Raw genomic sequence first — 13829 nt, forward strand, 5'->3', positions numbered from 1 at the left:
GCGCGGACGAGCGGGCGCGGGGCGAGTCGCACGGCAATCACCCGTCCGTACGGTCACTTCCCGGAGGCCGGTGCCACGTCCCGCAGCAGCTGGCCGAAGGCCGCCTCGTCGACGACCGGGGTGCCGAACTGGCGGGCCTTGACGACCTTCGACGTACCCGAGTCGGGGTCGTTGGTGACGAGCAGGCTGGTCAGCCGCGAGATGCTGGTGGAGACATGCAGGCCGGCCTCCGCCGCCCGGTCCTCCAGGAGCTCCCGGTCGACCGAGGTGTCCCCGGAGAACGCCACCCGCATGCCCTGCCGGAGCGGCCTGCCGTCCTCGTACCGCCCCGGGTTCGGGTACGGGCACGCCGGGCGCTTGCGGGACGGCCGCCAGCTGGTCGGCCGGTAGCCGCCGCCGTGGCCGCCGCTGGCCTGCTGCCCGATCCGGGGCGTGTCCGACCACTCCGTCAGCGGCCGGCACTCAAGGAGCGGCAGTCGTACGTTGCCCGCCGCCGCGGCCCGCAGGCTGGGCCGGAACGCCTCCGCGAGCACCCGCGCGTCGTCCAGCGCGTGGTGCGCCCGCCGCTGCACGACACCGAAGTGCGCGGCCAGGGTCTCCAGCTTGTGGTTGGGCAGCGGCAGCGCCAGCTCCTTGGAGAGCGCGATCGTGCACAGCCGCTGCCGCACCGGGGGCTCGGCCTTCGCGCGCGCGTACTCCCGCGCGATCATCTGCCAGTCGAAGACCGCGTTGTGCGCGACCAGCACCCGGCCGTCCAGCCGGGCCGAGAACTCCTCGGCGATGTCGGTGAAGAGCGGAGCCCCTTCGAGCGCCTCGCTCGTCAGACCGTGGATCCACACCGGACCCGGGTCCCGCTCGGGGTTGACCAGCGTGTACCAGTGGTCCTCGACCTCGCCGCGCTCGTCCAGCCGGTAGACGGCCGCGGAGATTATCCGGTCGTCCCGGGCCAGTCCGGTGGTCTCCACGTCGACGACCGCGTATCCCTTCGGATACGCGGCCGGCCACGGGGTGCCGGGGGACACTGCGGTCGTACGGTCTTCGAGCATGGTCATTGAGGATACGGGCCCCGACCGACAGTCCGGTCCGTCAGGTCGCCTGCCGCGGCCACCCGTTCGCATGTCCTGATAATCCGTCGCACGCCCGCGGACCTTTGTCCTGATAGTCCGTCGCGCGCGCGGACCTTTGTCCTGATTGCCCTTCGCGCGGCTATGGACCTTTTCACCGCCCGGTGCAAGCGTGCACCCCGCCCGGCGCAGACGGCGGCCGACGGAAGGGCGGTACGGCGGATGGCACGCGTACGGTACGGCGCTCGGACCGAGGCGGAGATCGGGGCCGCGCGCACCGCGCGGCTCCCGGACGTCTGGTCCACCGGGGTGGTGGCCGTCTGGGAGACCGACCCGGACGCGGTCGCGGCGGTGCTGCCGCCCCCGCTCAAGCCCACCGGCCGGCCCCTGGCCCGGGTCAGCATCAGCAAGGTCGAACTGCCCGGATACCCGCTCGGCGCGGGCTCGTTCGCGGTCGCCGCCGCCCATGGCGCGGTCGAGGGCTGGTACCCGCTGGTGATGCCGATGACCCACGAACGCGCCCTGACCGGCGGGCGCGAGGTGTTCGGCGAGCCCAAGAAGCTCGGCGAGGTGACCGTCGAACGGGAGGGCCGGGAGGTTCGCGCGGCCCTGGCCCGGCACGGGGTCGCCTTCGTCGAGGTGCGCGGCACGGTCGACGGTCCGCTGCCGCTGCCCGAGCCCGCCCCGAAGACCGACTTCTACTTCAAGTTCCTCCCGGCCGTGGACGGTTCGGGCTTCGACGGCGACCCGCTGCTGGTGCACTGCGTACGCGAGGAGAAGGTCCGCCGACTGGAGCGCGTCACCGGGGAGGTGATCCTCCGTGAGTCGGCCTACGACCCGGTCGCCGACCTCCCCGTGCTGCGCCTGGTGGACCTCACCCTGGGCGAGAAGACCAGCGACCAGCGCGGCCGGGTCGCCGAACGGGTCGACGCCCAGGCCCTGTTGCCGTACGTCCACCAGCGGTACGACGACCCGCGCCAGATCCATGACGCGCCGCCCGAGGGAAGCGAGGCCTGATGGAGCTGCGGGCCGGACAGGTCGCCGTCGTCACGGGCGCCGCGAGCGGACTCGGGCTCGCGATGGCACGGCGGTTCGCCGCCGAGGGCCTCAAGGTGGTCCTCGCCGACGTCGAGGCCGCCGCGCTGGAGAAGGCCGCCGACGGCCTGCGCGCGGACGGCGCCGACGTGCACGCGCGCGTGGTCGACGTCGGCGTCCGCGAACAGGTCCTGGAACTCGCCGAGTCGGCCTACGACACCTATGGCGCGGTGCACGTCCTGTGCAACAACGCCGGGGTGGGCTCGGGCGCCGAGGGCCGTATGTGGGAGCACGAACCGAACGACTGGAAGTGGGCGTTCGAGGTCAACGTGTGGGGTGTCTTCCACGGCGTACAGGCTTTCCTGCCCAGGATGATCAAGTCGGGTCAACCCGGTCATGTGGTCAATACATCCTCCGGCGACGGCGGTATCGCGCCGCTCCCGACGGCCTCCGTGTACGCCGTGACGAAGGCGGCCGTGGTCACCCTCACCGAGTCCCTGTACGCCCATCTAAGGGCCGAGCACGCGCGCGTGGGCGCCTCCGTGCTCTTCCCGGGGCCGCACATGCTGCGCACCGGGCTGTGGGAGTCGCACCGCAACCGGCCCGAGCGCTGGGCCAAGGAACGGCCGCGCAGGACGCCGTACCGCAGTCTCGACCAGTGGGAGGCGGCGATGCGCGCGGCGGGCGAGGAGGTCGCCTTCACGCCCGTCGAGGAGGTCGCCGAGTTCGTCGTGGCGGGCATCCGCGCGGACCGCTTCTGGCTGCTGCCCGACAGCGCGCACAGCGACGCGCAGATCCGGGCGCGGGCCGCCTCGATGCTGGACCGTGCGAACCCGTCGTACCTCGAGAGCTTCATCCTGGACTGAGCACCTGGACCGACAGGGGGCAGTGGTGACCGCGTACGACGACCCATATCTGATCATCTCCTCCGACTGCCACGCCGGACTGCCCACCGAGGAGTACCGGCCCTATCTGGACGCCCGGTTCCACCGGGACTTCGACGAGTTCCTCGCCGGACGGGAGCGTCGCCGGGAGGAGATGACCCGGCTCGGCATCCGCAACGAGGCGTTCGCGGCCAAGTGGTTCCAGGACAACGAGGAGGGGCTGCGCGGGGGCTGGGACAGCGCGCAGCGCCTCAAGGAGCTGGACGGCGACGGGGTGGCCGCCGAGGTGGTGTTCCCGGACGCCGACGCCGTCGACAGCCGGACGGCCGCGCCCTTCGGGGTGGGCCTCGGCCTCTCCGGGGACCACGACCCGGAGCTGGGCATGGCCGGTGCCCAGGCCCACAACCGCTGGCTGGCGGAGTTCGTGTCGGAGCACCCCGAACGGCACTGCGGGGTCGCCCTGCTGCCCGTCACGGCACCGACGGAGCGCGTGGTCGCCGAGGTGTACCGCGCGAAGGAGTCGGGCCTCGGCGCGCTGATGATCCCGGCCATGTGGGTCGACAAGGAGCCCTACCACGACCGCCGTTACGACCCCGTGTGGGCGGCCGCCGCCGAGTGCGCTCTGCCGGTCGTCACCCACTCCGGGGCGGCCCCCCGCCACGAGTACGGCGACCATCTCGGCATCTACGTCAGCGAGGTGACGTGGTGGCCGGCCCGTCCGCTGTGGTTCCTGCTCTGGTCCGGCGCGTTCGAACGGCACCCGGGGCTGCGCTTCGGCGTCGCCGAGTCCGGCTGCTGGTGGCTGCCGAACCTGCTGTGGTTCATGGACCGCCTCTACCTCGGCGCCCACGGCGGCAAGAAGCTGTCCCCCTTCGAGGAACTGCGCCGCCCGCCGCACGAGTACCTGGACCGGCAGGTCTTCGTCTGCGCCACCAACACCAAGCGCCGGGAACTCGCCCAGCGCTACGAGATCGGCGTCGACAACATCCTCTGGGGCAGCGACTTCCCGCACCCCGAGGGCACCTGGCCCGACACGCGCGCGTGGCTGCGCCGCACCTTCCACGACATCCCGGTGGCCGAGACCCGCCGGATGCTGGGCCTCGCGGCGGCCGAGGTCTTCGGCTTCGACACGGACCGCCTGGCCCCGCTGGCCCGCCGGATCGGCCCCACCCCCGCCGACCTCGGCCAGCAGGCCGACCAGACGGCGGTGGAGGCCTCCTGGGCCCGCTCGCGCGAGGTGGGCCGGCACTGGCTGACGGACAACGACTTCCCTGTGCTGGGAGCGGAGCGATGAACGGACAGGACCGCTACACGGTGATCTCCGCCGACTGCCACGCGGGCGCCGACCTCCTCGACTACAAGCCGTACCTGGACAAGCGCCACCACGACGACTTCGACGTCTGGGCGGCGACGTACGTCAACCCGTACGAGGACCTGCTCGCCGACTCGGCCGACCGGAACTGGAACTCCGCGCGGCGGCTCGCGGAGCTGGAGGAGGACGGGATCGTCGCGGAGGTGATCTTCCCGAACACCATCCCGCCGTTCTTCCCGTCCGGGTCCCTGATGGCCCCGGCACCGACGGCGGCCGAGTTCGAACGGCGCTGGGCGGGCCTGCGCGCCCACAACCGCTGGCTGGCCGACTTCTGCGCCGCCGCGCCCGGGCGCAGGGCCGGGGTCTTCCAGATCCTCCTGAACGACGTCGAGGAGGCGGTGAAGGAGATCCGCTGGGCGGCGGACGCGGGGCTCAAGGGCGGCCTCCTGCTGCCCGGCACACCCCCCGGCTCGGGCCTGCCCGAACTCCACGCGCGCGTGTACGACCCGATCTGGGCCGTCTGCGCGGAACTCGGCATCCCCGTCAACCACCACGCCGGCTCGGCGTCCCCGCCGCTCGGCGACGAACCGGCCGCCCGCGCGGTCTTCATGGTCGAGACGACCTGGTTCTCGCACCGGGCGCTGTGGCACCTGATCTTCGGCGGCGCCTTCCGCCGCCACCCGGACCTGAGGCTGGTCCTGACGGAACAGGGCTCGGGCTGGATCCCCGGGGTCCTGGCGATGCTGGACTACTACCACGGCCGCATGCTGGCGGCGGCGGGGCGAGCGAGCACGGCCGAGTCGAAGTTCGGCGAGGGCCTCGCCGAGTCGATGGGTGCGCCGCCGTCCTCGGTCTGGCGCGACAACTGCTTCGTCGGCGCCAGCTTCATGCGCCCGCACGAGGTACCGCTGCGCGACCGCATCGGCCTGGACAAGATCATGTGGGGCAGCGACTTCCCGCACGACGAGGGGACGTACCCCTACACCCGTGAGGGCCTGCGCTTCGCCTTCGCCGGGGTCCCGCGGGGCGAGCTCGCGGCGATGCTCGGCGGCAACGCGGCCCGCGTCTACGGCTTCGACCTGGACCTCCTGGACCCGATCGCGGCGAAGGTGGGACCGACGGTGGCCGAGATCGCCGAACCGCTGTCGACCCCTCCGGCGGACGCGACGAGTCCGGTGTTCGCGAAGGGCGCCTCGGTACGGGTCTGGTGACGTCGGTACGGCGCCCGTGGGCCTGTGGGTGCGATCCTCCCTGCTGTGACGGAACCAACGCACGACGACGAGGCCCACGGGGGAGCGCTCGGCTCCCGGCTGAACTGGCTGCGGGCGGCCGTACTCGGCGCGAACGACGGCATCGTGTCGACGGCGGGCATCGTCGTCGGCGTGGCCGGGGCGACGGGTGACCGGAGCACCCTGCTGACGGCGGGGCTGGCCGGCCTGCTCGCCGGATCCATGTCGATGGCGGCGGGCGAGTACGTGTCGGTGTCCACCCAGCGCGATTCGGAACTGGCCGCGCTGGCCCAGGAGAAACGCGAGCTGAAGGAGCAGCCGGAGGCCGAGCTGGAGGAGCTGACCGAACTGCTGGAGCGGCGCGGCCTCTCGCGCGAGGTGGCCGGCGAGGCGGCGGTCCAGCTCACGGAACGGGACGCCCTGCGTGCCCACGCGAGCGTGGAGCTGGGTATCGACCCGGACCAGCTCACCAACCCCTGGCACGCGGCCCTCGCCAGCTTCCTGGCGTTCACGGTGGGAGCGCTGCTGCCCCTCCTGGCGATCGTCCTGCCGCCGGCGGAGTGGCGGCTGCCGGTGACCGTGGGGTCGGTGCTGGCGGCCCTGGTCCTCACCGGGTGGGCCGGCGCGCGGCTGGGCGCGGCGGCCCCGGGCCGCGCGGTGCTGCGGAACGTGCTGGGCGGGGCGCTGGCCATGGGCGTCACCTACGCGGCGGGGAGCCTGCTGGGGGCGGTGGGGGTCTAGCCCGTTGGCGGAGATCGCCAACAAGCAAGCGCATACCGCAGGTAATACTTGTGGGTAACAACGTCTAGCCGCGGCCGACCGGCGGTTCTACGGTGCCCCCATGCCGAACCTGCCCGATGTCGTGCTGTTGTCGATACCCGCCTTCGTGCTGCTCACCGTGATCGAGGTGATCAGCTACCGCGTCCACCCCGACGACGATGCCGCCGGGTACCAGGCCAAGGACGCGGCCACCAGCATCGGTATGGGGCTCGGGTCGCTCGTCTTCGACTTCGTCTGGAAGATCCCGATCGTCGCGATCTACACGGCGGTCTACGAACTCACCCCGCTGCGCGTGCCCGTCCTGTGGTGGACGGTCCCGCTGATGCTGCTCGCGCAGGACTTCTTCTACTACTGGTCGCACCGCGGCCACCACGTCATCCGCATCCTGTGGGCCTGCCACGTCGTCCACCACTCCAGCAAGAAGTTCAACCTCTCCACCGCGCTGCGCCAGCCCTGGACCTCCCTGACCGTCTGGCCGTTCTACGTCCCGCTGGTGGCCGCCGGTGTGCATCCGGCCGCGCTCGCCTTCTGTTCCTCGGCGAACCTCGTCTACCAGTTCTGGATCCACACCGAGCGCATCGACAAGATGCCCCGGTGGTTCGAGTTCGTGTTCAACACGCCGTCCCACCACCGTGTGCACCACGCCTCCCAGGGCGGCTACCTGGACCGGAACTTCGGCGGGATCCTGATCATCTGGGACCGGCTGTTCGGATCGTGGGTGCCCGAGGTAGAGCGACCCGTGTACGGGTTGACCAAGAACATCAACACGTTCAATCCGATCAAGGTGGCCACCCACGAGTACGCGGCCATCGGCCGGGACCTCAAGGCCGCGCGCGGCTGGCGGGAGCGGGTCGGGCGGGTGTTCCGGGGGCCGGGCTGGGCGCCGCCGGCCGCCGTGGAGCAGGCCGAGGAGTCCGTGGCCGCGTGAGAGTGCCCCGGACGCTGCTCGCCGCCTTCGCCCTCGCCACCGTCGTCGACCTCGGCTGCCTCGCCGCCGGCTTCCACGCGGGGCACGTGGTCGCCAAGGTGCTCCTGATGCCGCTGCTCGCCGCCGGTGTCGCCCGCGCGGGCGGCCCGCGGCTCCTGGTCGCCGCCCTGCTGTGCGGCTGGGGCGGTGACGTGCTGCTGCTCTCCGACGCGGACCCGGCCTTCATGGTCGGCATGGCCTGCTTCGCCGCCGGACACGTCTGCTATCTCGTGCTGTTCCGCCGGCAGGGTCCGCCCCGCGCGGGCGCGCGCGTGCTCGCCGCCGGCTACGCCGCGGCCCTCGTCACCCTGGTCGCCCTGCTCTGGCCGGACCTGCCCGCCGGCCTCCGGGTCCCCGTCGCCTGCTACAGCGCCCTCCTGACGGCGATGGCGTACACCGCCGCCACCCGGCTCGGCCCGGTGGCCGGGCTCGGTGGCGCGCTCTTCATGCTCTCCGACACCCTCATCGCGACCGGCGTCGCCGACTGGCCGCAACTGCCCCGGCCCGACTTCTGGATCATGCTCACCTACGCGGCCGGACAGTTCCTGCTGGTCCGGGGCGCCCTCGACGCGCGGCCCGCACTGGCCACGGCGTACCGTGAAGTGCGCTCGACCACCCCCTGAGCGCACCCACGACACCGCACGAGAAGGACCCTCGCCATGCGCGCCACCACCATCCACGCCCCGTTCGACATGCGCGTGGAGGACGTACCCGAGCCCGTGGTGCAACTGCCCACCGACGCCGTCGTACGGGTGCTGCGCGCCTGTATCTGCGGCAGCGACCTGTGGGCGTACCGGGGCGAGGCGGCCCGGCAGCCGGGGCAGCGCATCGGGCACGAGTTCCTCGGTGTCGTCGAGGAGACCGGCTCCGAGGTGGGCACCGTGCGGCGCGGGGACCTCGTGGTCGCGCCCTTCATGTGGTCCGACGGCGTCTGCGACTACTGCCGTGAAGGTCTGACGACGTCCTGCGAGCACGGCGGCTTCTGGGGCGCCGTGGGCTACGACGGCGGCCAGGGCGAGGCCGTGCGCGTGCCGTTCGCCGACGGCACGCTGGTCCAGCTGCCCAAGGAGGCGGCCTCCGACGACCATCTGCTGTCCGCCCTGCTGACCCTCTCCGACGTGCTCGGCACCGGCCACCACGCGGCCCTCGGCGCGGGCGCCCGCCCCGGTGCCACGGTCGCCGTCGTCGGGGACGGCGCGGTCGGCCTGTGCGCCGTGCTGGCCGCCAAGCGACTGGGCGCCGAGCGGATCATCGCGCTCGGCCGGCACGAGGTCCGTACCGACATCGCGCGCCGCTTCGGCGCCACCGACGTCGTCGCCGAACGCGGCGACGCGGCCGTGGCCGCCGTACGCGAACTCACCCGCGGCCAGGGCGCGCACGCCGTCGTCGAGGCCGTCGGCACCGAGCAGTCCATGCGGACGGCCGTCGAGATCACCCGGGACGGTGGCGCCATCGGCTTCGTCGGCGTGCCGCACGGCAGCGGCACCGGCCTGGACCTCGGCGTGATGTTCGACCGGAACATCGCCCTGCGCGGCGGTGTCGCCCCGGTCCGCGCCTACATCCCCGACCTGCTGCCCGACGTCCTCGACGGCACGATCGACCCGTCGCCGGTCTTCGACCTGACCGTCGGCATCGAGGGCGTCCCCGACGGCTACAAGGCGATGGACGAGCGCACCGCCCTGAAGGTGCTCGTCACGAACGGCTGAACCGACGGCTCAACCAACCGCTGGATCAACGACTGGATCGGCGGCTGGATCAACGCCCCGATCAATGGTTGATCAAGTCCACCTGATCGGCAGCGGCAGCGCCGTCAGCACCCCCGACACCGCGACCACCGCCCCCAGCGCGACCACCTCGGCCCGCGCGGGGACGTACGCGGCCAGCGGATCGGCCGCCCGGCGCAGCCGGTACCGCGCCCACAGCGCGAGTACGGCGACGGCGGCGACGAGGATCACCTTGGCCAGCAGGGTGCGTCCGTACGCCGTCGTCGTCAGCTGGTCCAGGACCGTGCCCGTGGGCATTCGCCGCAGCGTGCTCCACACGCCCGTCGCGGTGATGGCCGCGAGCAGGACGGCGGCCACGCGCGCGTAGAGACCGAGCAGCGCGGCCCCGGCCGCCCGGTCGTGCCACCGGCGCAGCATGCGCAGCGCGTACGGCAGACCGCCCACCCACAGCGTCGCGCACGTCAGATGCACCAGGGTCAGCGCGGACCCGAGCAACGGGTTGTGCTCGGGCGCGGGATGCGCGCGCAGCGCCTCGGCCACGACCACCGCCCCGAGCGGCCACACCCGCAGTGCCGGGTGGCGTGCGCGGGCGCACAGTCCCGCCAGCAGAAAGGCGTTGACCTCGATCAGGGCCAGCTTGCCGTCGCGGGACTGATAGAGGCCGCCCGCGTCGACGTCGGCGAGCGAACGCGGCACCAGGTTGCCCGTCGACACCACCGACGCCAGCCCCAGCGCGGCGGCGAAACCGGCCACGGCCGCGAACACCGCCCAGCTGGACGGCCGTTCGGGCGGCGCGTCCGGCAGCCGGCGGGCCAGCCGGGTCACGAACAGCTCGCCCGCCGGCACGCACAGGGCGGCGAACAGCACCCCGCGCAGCAGCGCGATCCCGCCCACCCCCGGCGCCGCGGCCTCCCCGGTGTCGTGCAGCGCGACGGACGGCCCGAGCAGCGGCACCAGCGCGCCCAGCGTCACCAGGGCCAGGACGGCGAAGGCCCGGCCGGTCCCGGGGCGTCTCGCTGGGCCGCTCGCGGCGGCCGCTTCGGCGGTCGGTCGTGTCACCGTCACCCCACGATCTTCGCCAGCCATGACAGAACCGGGCAAGTACAGGAAATCAACTGACCGTTCGCCAATCCACCCATTCGTTCGTTTCCGGCCACTCGCGCGGGCGCGATCACATCCGCGATCACGCCCGCGCACCGGATCCCGTCCCTAGCGCGCCGGATCCGACCCCCAGCGCGCCGGATCCGATCCCCAGGGCACCGGAGGCCGTGCCCAGTCGGACGGGCCGCCCGTGAAGGACAACGGCGGCCGCGCGTACCGCAGTCGCCCCAGCGCGCTGTCCGTCCCGGCGAGCCAGGCGTCCGGCCCCGCGTACGGCTCACCGGCCTCGGGACCCGGCTCCGGCTCCGTCTCCGCCATGAGCCACCGCGCGGTCCGCGCCAGGGCCAGCCGTACGAACCTGCCACCGCCCTCGTACGACTGCTCGGTCAGCGCCCGCAGCACGCCCGCCGCCAGCAGATAGCCGGTGCCGTGGTCCAGCGCCTGCGCGGGCAGGGCGCCCGGCCGCTCCGCCGAGCCCTCGGTCTCCGCGATGCCCGTGGCGACCTGCACCAGGCTGTCGAAGCCGCGCCGCCCGCCCCACGGCCCGTGTCCGCCCCACGCCGACACCTGGGCCACGACGAGCCCGGGCCGCCGTTCGGCCAGGGCCTCGGGGGAGAGCCCGAACCGGTCCAGGGCGCCCGGCCGGTACCCGGTGACCACGACGTCCGCCGAGCCCAGCAACTCCTCGAAGGCCGCCCGGTCCGCCGTCAGGTCGAGCGTCGCCGACCGCTTCCCGAAGCCCGTGTCGGCGTGCTGGTCGGGGAGTTCGGGCAGCCACGGCGCGTCCAGGCGCAGGACGTCGGCGCCCAGCAGCGCCAGGGTGCGGGTCGCGACCGGCCCGGCGAGGACCCGGGTCAGGTCCAGGACGCGCAGCCCGGCGGCGGGCAGCAGGGGAGCGGCGGCGGAGTCGAGCGGCGGGAACACGCGCGGGGGCGCCGCGTCCAGCCGGCCCCGCTCGACGAGGGGGCGTGCGGCCACCTCGACGGCCTGCCCGTGCGCGGCCCACTCCGCGGGCGACCGCAGCGCCACGGTGAGCCCGCCCGCCGCGTAGACCGCCTCCTCCGTCTCCACCGCGCGCCGCTCGGCGATCCGCGCCGCCACCTCCTCGACCGAGGCGTCCTCGCGCAGGCCCAGCGCGCCCAGCAGCCGGGACCTGTGGTGCGGATAGTTGGCGTGGGTCCGCACCCACCCGTCGGCCGTACGCCAGAACCGCGACAGCGGGGCGAACGACACCGGGGCCCGCCCGTCGATCAGCACCTGCCGCTCGCTGCCGAACGCCGTCGCCACGGCCCCGTCGTCCACCACGACCCCGGGCACCTCCGCGGCCCCGGACCGCCGCGCACCCAGCTCGGCCGCGGCGAGCGCACACGCCCCCACGCACGCGCGGGCGACCTCCCGTACCGGAAGCCGTGCCTGAAGCGTGCCCCGACGCGACACGGTCGCGACCCGCGCGACCAGCGAATGATCGCCGCCCAGCGCGGACCACGCATACTTGATTCCAGTCATGACTGCATTGTGCAGTATTGATCCAATCAATCTATCTACTGGCCAAGCCACTCGCTGAATCGGACGTGACGGTACGAGGGCGAATGGAGGGTTGGCCGGGTGGGCGTAGGTCCCCAGGGGTGTGGACATGTCTTGGCGCAATCCAGGGCTCGCCGGCAGAACGATCACGGCTCTCGCGCGTCACGTACGCCGCGCCGTCGGTACTCATGAGGCCGGACACGTCTTCGGGCTCGGGCACGCCGTTTCGGGACACGAGAACCTGACCATGTTCACGAACTCGTTCCTGTGCACCACGAAGGCCAGGACGCTCGGCAAGGCGAATCGCGTGTGTGCTGCTGGTGGTGGGCGTGATGACGCCGGTCACGGCGTGTGCGTCGGGCGACAGTGGTGCGGACGGCTCGGCATCGTGCGTCTACCGGGTCACCTATGAGGGAGGCGGGGTCGACGGAGACCGCCTATGCCGTGACGGGTGTCTCCCCTGAGGTGGCCATCGCCGTCGGGGACACGCCGGACGATACGACCTTTGTCGCGGTCTACTCCGGCAACGAACTCCCGCCCGAGGTGAAGAAGCTGGTCAAGGGCTCATGACGCGGGGTGCCGGGGAGTCCTCGTGCCCCGGCACCCCGCACTTTCGTTGCGGTGCGCTACTTGGTCACTGCCGCCAGCGCGTTCACGACGCCCCAGCCGTAGAAGCCGTTGCGGTTCTTCGAGCCCTCGCACACCGCGTCGACCTTGCCGTCGCCGTTGATGTCGTACGGGTCGGTGCACGGGGTGGCGGTCGCCTCGGCGTACAGCAGGGCCTTCACCAGGGCGGCGGAGGCGTGCGGATGGGTTGACTTGATCAATGCGGCGACGCCGACGACGTGCGGGGTGGCCATCGAGGTGCCCGCCATGTAGCCCCACTTGCCGCCCGGCAGCGGGCCCAGGATCAGGCCGCTGGTCGCCGGGGGCGCCGGGGGCTGGTAGGCCGTCGAGTCGCCGCCGGGCGCGGCGACGTCGATGACCCCGAGGCCGTAGTTGGAGAACGACGACTTGAGGCCCTTCGCGCCGGTCGCCGCGACCGTGACGACACCCGGCAGCTGGGTCGGGATGTCGAAGCAGGTGTGCGGGTCGATCACCCGGTCGACGGGCGTGCCGTCGTTCGGCGAGACCGGGTCGGTGATCGAGTCGGAGGCCAGGTCGTAGCTCTCGTTGCCGGCCGCCGCGACGTTGACCGTGCCCTTGCGCTCCGCGAACTGCGAGGCCCGGGTGATGGCGTCGACGAGCGCCTTCTGGTCCGGGTCGTCGGTGCAGTTGAAGTACCAGGGGTCGGTGTAATAGCTGTTGTTGGTCACGTCGATGTGGTGCTCGGCCGCCCACACGAAGCCGCAGACCACGGCCTCCGTGTAGAAGTAACCGGCGGTGGTGGCCACCTTGATGCCGGCCACCTTGACGCCCGGCGCCACACCGGTGATGCCGATCCCGTTCTTGGCGCCCGCTATCTCGCCCGCCACATGGGTGCCGTGCGGGCTCTCCGCCGCGGTGGGCCGCCAGGCGCCGTAGGTCGTGTCCGGCTTGCCCGTGACGCAGTTGGTGGACTGCGCGGCGGAGAAGTTGGGGGCGATGTCCGGGTGGGTGTCGTCGACGCCCGTGTCGATGACGGCGACGGTGACCTTCGAACTGCCCAGCGTCTTCTCGTGCGCCTTGTCCGCCTGGATGGCCGGCAGGTCCCACTGCAGCGGCTCCAGCGGGTCCTGCCCGTCGGTCGCCTGCGCGTCCGCCGCCGCGACCTGCTCGGAGCTGAGCACCTCCGGCGTGCCGACGTCGGTGGTCGACTGGGCGGGCAGCGGCGCGTTGCGGGTGTTCCCGGCCGAGTCCACGCCGGGCACCTTGCGGATGGTCTTGGCGAAGTCCGCGTTCGACGAGTGCACGACGATCACGCCGATCTCGTCGTACGCGATCACCACCGAACCGCCGGCCCGCGCGATCGCCTTCTGGACGCGCTCGGAGGTGCCGTGTCCGGGACGGACGTTGACGACATAACTGAGGGACGTCGAGTCAGTGGCGTCGGCCGCGGAGACGGACGCGGACGTACCGGTGTCGGCGGCGGACGCCGAGACGTTGGGCAGGAAGGCGAGGGCCGTGGCCATGGCCATGCCGAGCGGGAGGGCGAGGACGCGACGGTGGCGCGGCTTGGGCGCGGTCATCTGAGGTCTCCAGTTCGTTCGCGGAACGGGCATGCCGTGCG

General features: G+C 72.7%; 13 protein-coding genes. 9 read left to right on the forward strand and 4 right to left on the reverse strand.

The window, feature by feature from the left end; genetic code table 11:
* Nucleotides 1-53 precede the first annotated feature (53 nt).
* The gene (locus tag ACGFZS_RS06080) at nucleotides 54-1046 is read right to left on the reverse strand and encodes a DEDDh family exonuclease (RefSeq protein WP_393794054.1); all 993 of its coding nucleotides are present in this window, start codon (nucleotides 1044-1046) and stop codon (nucleotides 54-56) included.
* Nucleotides 1047-1286: 240 nt separating this feature from the next.
* Here ACGFZS_RS06080 and ACGFZS_RS06085 point away from each other — a divergent pair, with 240 nt between their 5' ends.
* From ACGFZS_RS06085 to ACGFZS_RS06120, 8 genes are all read left to right on the forward strand, one after another.
* On the forward strand, nucleotides 1287-2081 hold the full coding sequence (locus ACGFZS_RS06085) for an acetoacetate decarboxylase family protein (RefSeq protein WP_393794055.1): 795 nt from the start codon (nucleotides 1287-1289) through the stop codon (nucleotides 2079-2081).
* On the forward strand, nucleotides 2081-2965 hold the full coding sequence (locus tag ACGFZS_RS06090; protein ID WP_393794056.1) for an SDR family NAD(P)-dependent oxidoreductase: 885 nt from the start codon (nucleotides 2081-2083) through the stop codon (nucleotides 2963-2965). The genes ACGFZS_RS06085 and ACGFZS_RS06090 overlap by 1 nt, the downstream gene beginning before the upstream one ends.
* 25 nt (nucleotides 2966-2990) lie before the next feature.
* Nucleotides 2991-4277 (forward strand): amidohydrolase family protein, encoded by a 1287-nt coding sequence (locus ACGFZS_RS06095; protein WP_393794057.1) that lies wholly within the window; start codon nucleotides 2991-2993, stop codon nucleotides 4275-4277.
* Nucleotides 4274-5506 carry an amidohydrolase family protein gene (locus ACGFZS_RS06100; protein WP_393794058.1) on the forward strand — a complete coding sequence of 411 codons (1233 nt, stop codon included), beginning with the start codon at nucleotides 4274-4276 and terminating at the stop codon, nucleotides 5504-5506. Before ACGFZS_RS06095 ends, ACGFZS_RS06100 begins: the two co-directional genes overlap by 4 nt.
* A gap of 45 nt (nucleotides 5507-5551) precedes the next feature.
* On the forward strand, nucleotides 5552-6265 hold the full coding sequence (locus ACGFZS_RS06105) for a VIT family protein (protein ID WP_393794059.1): 714 nt from the start codon (nucleotides 5552-5554) through the stop codon (nucleotides 6263-6265).
* Between the two features lie 100 nt (nucleotides 6266-6365).
* Nucleotides 6366-7232, forward strand: coding sequence for a sterol desaturase family protein (locus tag ACGFZS_RS06110; protein WP_393794060.1), 867 nt, complete (start codon nucleotides 6366-6368; stop codon nucleotides 7230-7232).
* Nucleotides 7229-7894 carry a lysoplasmalogenase gene (locus tag ACGFZS_RS06115; RefSeq protein WP_393794061.1) on the forward strand — a complete coding sequence of 222 codons (666 nt, stop codon included), beginning with the start codon at nucleotides 7229-7231 and terminating at the stop codon, nucleotides 7892-7894. Before ACGFZS_RS06110 ends, ACGFZS_RS06115 begins: the two co-directional genes overlap by 4 nt.
* Before the next feature lie 36 nt (nucleotides 7895-7930).
* Complete coding sequence (locus ACGFZS_RS06120; RefSeq protein ID WP_359220533.1) at nucleotides 7931-8977, forward strand: zinc-dependent alcohol dehydrogenase family protein; 1047 nt, start codon at nucleotides 7931-7933, stop codon at nucleotides 8975-8977.
* 72 nt (nucleotides 8978-9049) lie between these two features.
* On the opposite strand, the gene ACGFZS_RS06125 is transcribed toward ACGFZS_RS06120, so the two are convergent.
* Together ACGFZS_RS06125 and ACGFZS_RS06130 are read right to left on the reverse strand one after the other, a co-directional pair.
* Nucleotides 9050-10060, reverse strand: coding sequence for a CopD family protein (locus tag ACGFZS_RS06125; RefSeq protein WP_393794062.1), 1011 nt, complete (start codon nucleotides 10058-10060; stop codon nucleotides 9050-9052).
* A gap of 144 nt (nucleotides 10061-10204) precedes the next feature.
* The gene (locus tag ACGFZS_RS06130; RefSeq protein ID WP_393794063.1) at nucleotides 10205-11602 is read right to left on the reverse strand and encodes a CoA transferase; all 1398 of its coding nucleotides are present in this window, start codon (nucleotides 11600-11602) and stop codon (nucleotides 10205-10207) included.
* A gap of 426 nt (nucleotides 11603-12028) precedes the next feature.
* Between ACGFZS_RS06130 and ACGFZS_RS06135 the strand changes: the two genes are divergently transcribed.
* Entirely contained in the window at nucleotides 12029-12190 is a 162-nt protein-coding gene (locus ACGFZS_RS06135) for a DUF6281 family protein (RefSeq protein ID WP_393794064.1), read from the forward strand.
* Nucleotides 12191-12246: 56 nt separating this feature from the next.
* Here the strand turns inward: ACGFZS_RS06135 and ACGFZS_RS06140 are convergent, their stop codons facing one another.
* On the reverse strand, nucleotides 12247-13788 hold the full coding sequence (locus ACGFZS_RS06140; RefSeq protein WP_393794065.1) for a S8 family serine peptidase: 1542 nt from the start codon (nucleotides 13786-13788) through the stop codon (nucleotides 12247-12249).
* Between the last annotated feature and the right edge of the window lie 41 nt (nucleotides 13789-13829).

The sequence above is a fragment of the Streptomyces sp. NPDC048288 genome, from assembly GCF_043201555.1.
Classification (GTDB): domain Bacteria; phylum Actinomycetota; class Actinomycetes; order Streptomycetales; family Streptomycetaceae; genus Streptomyces.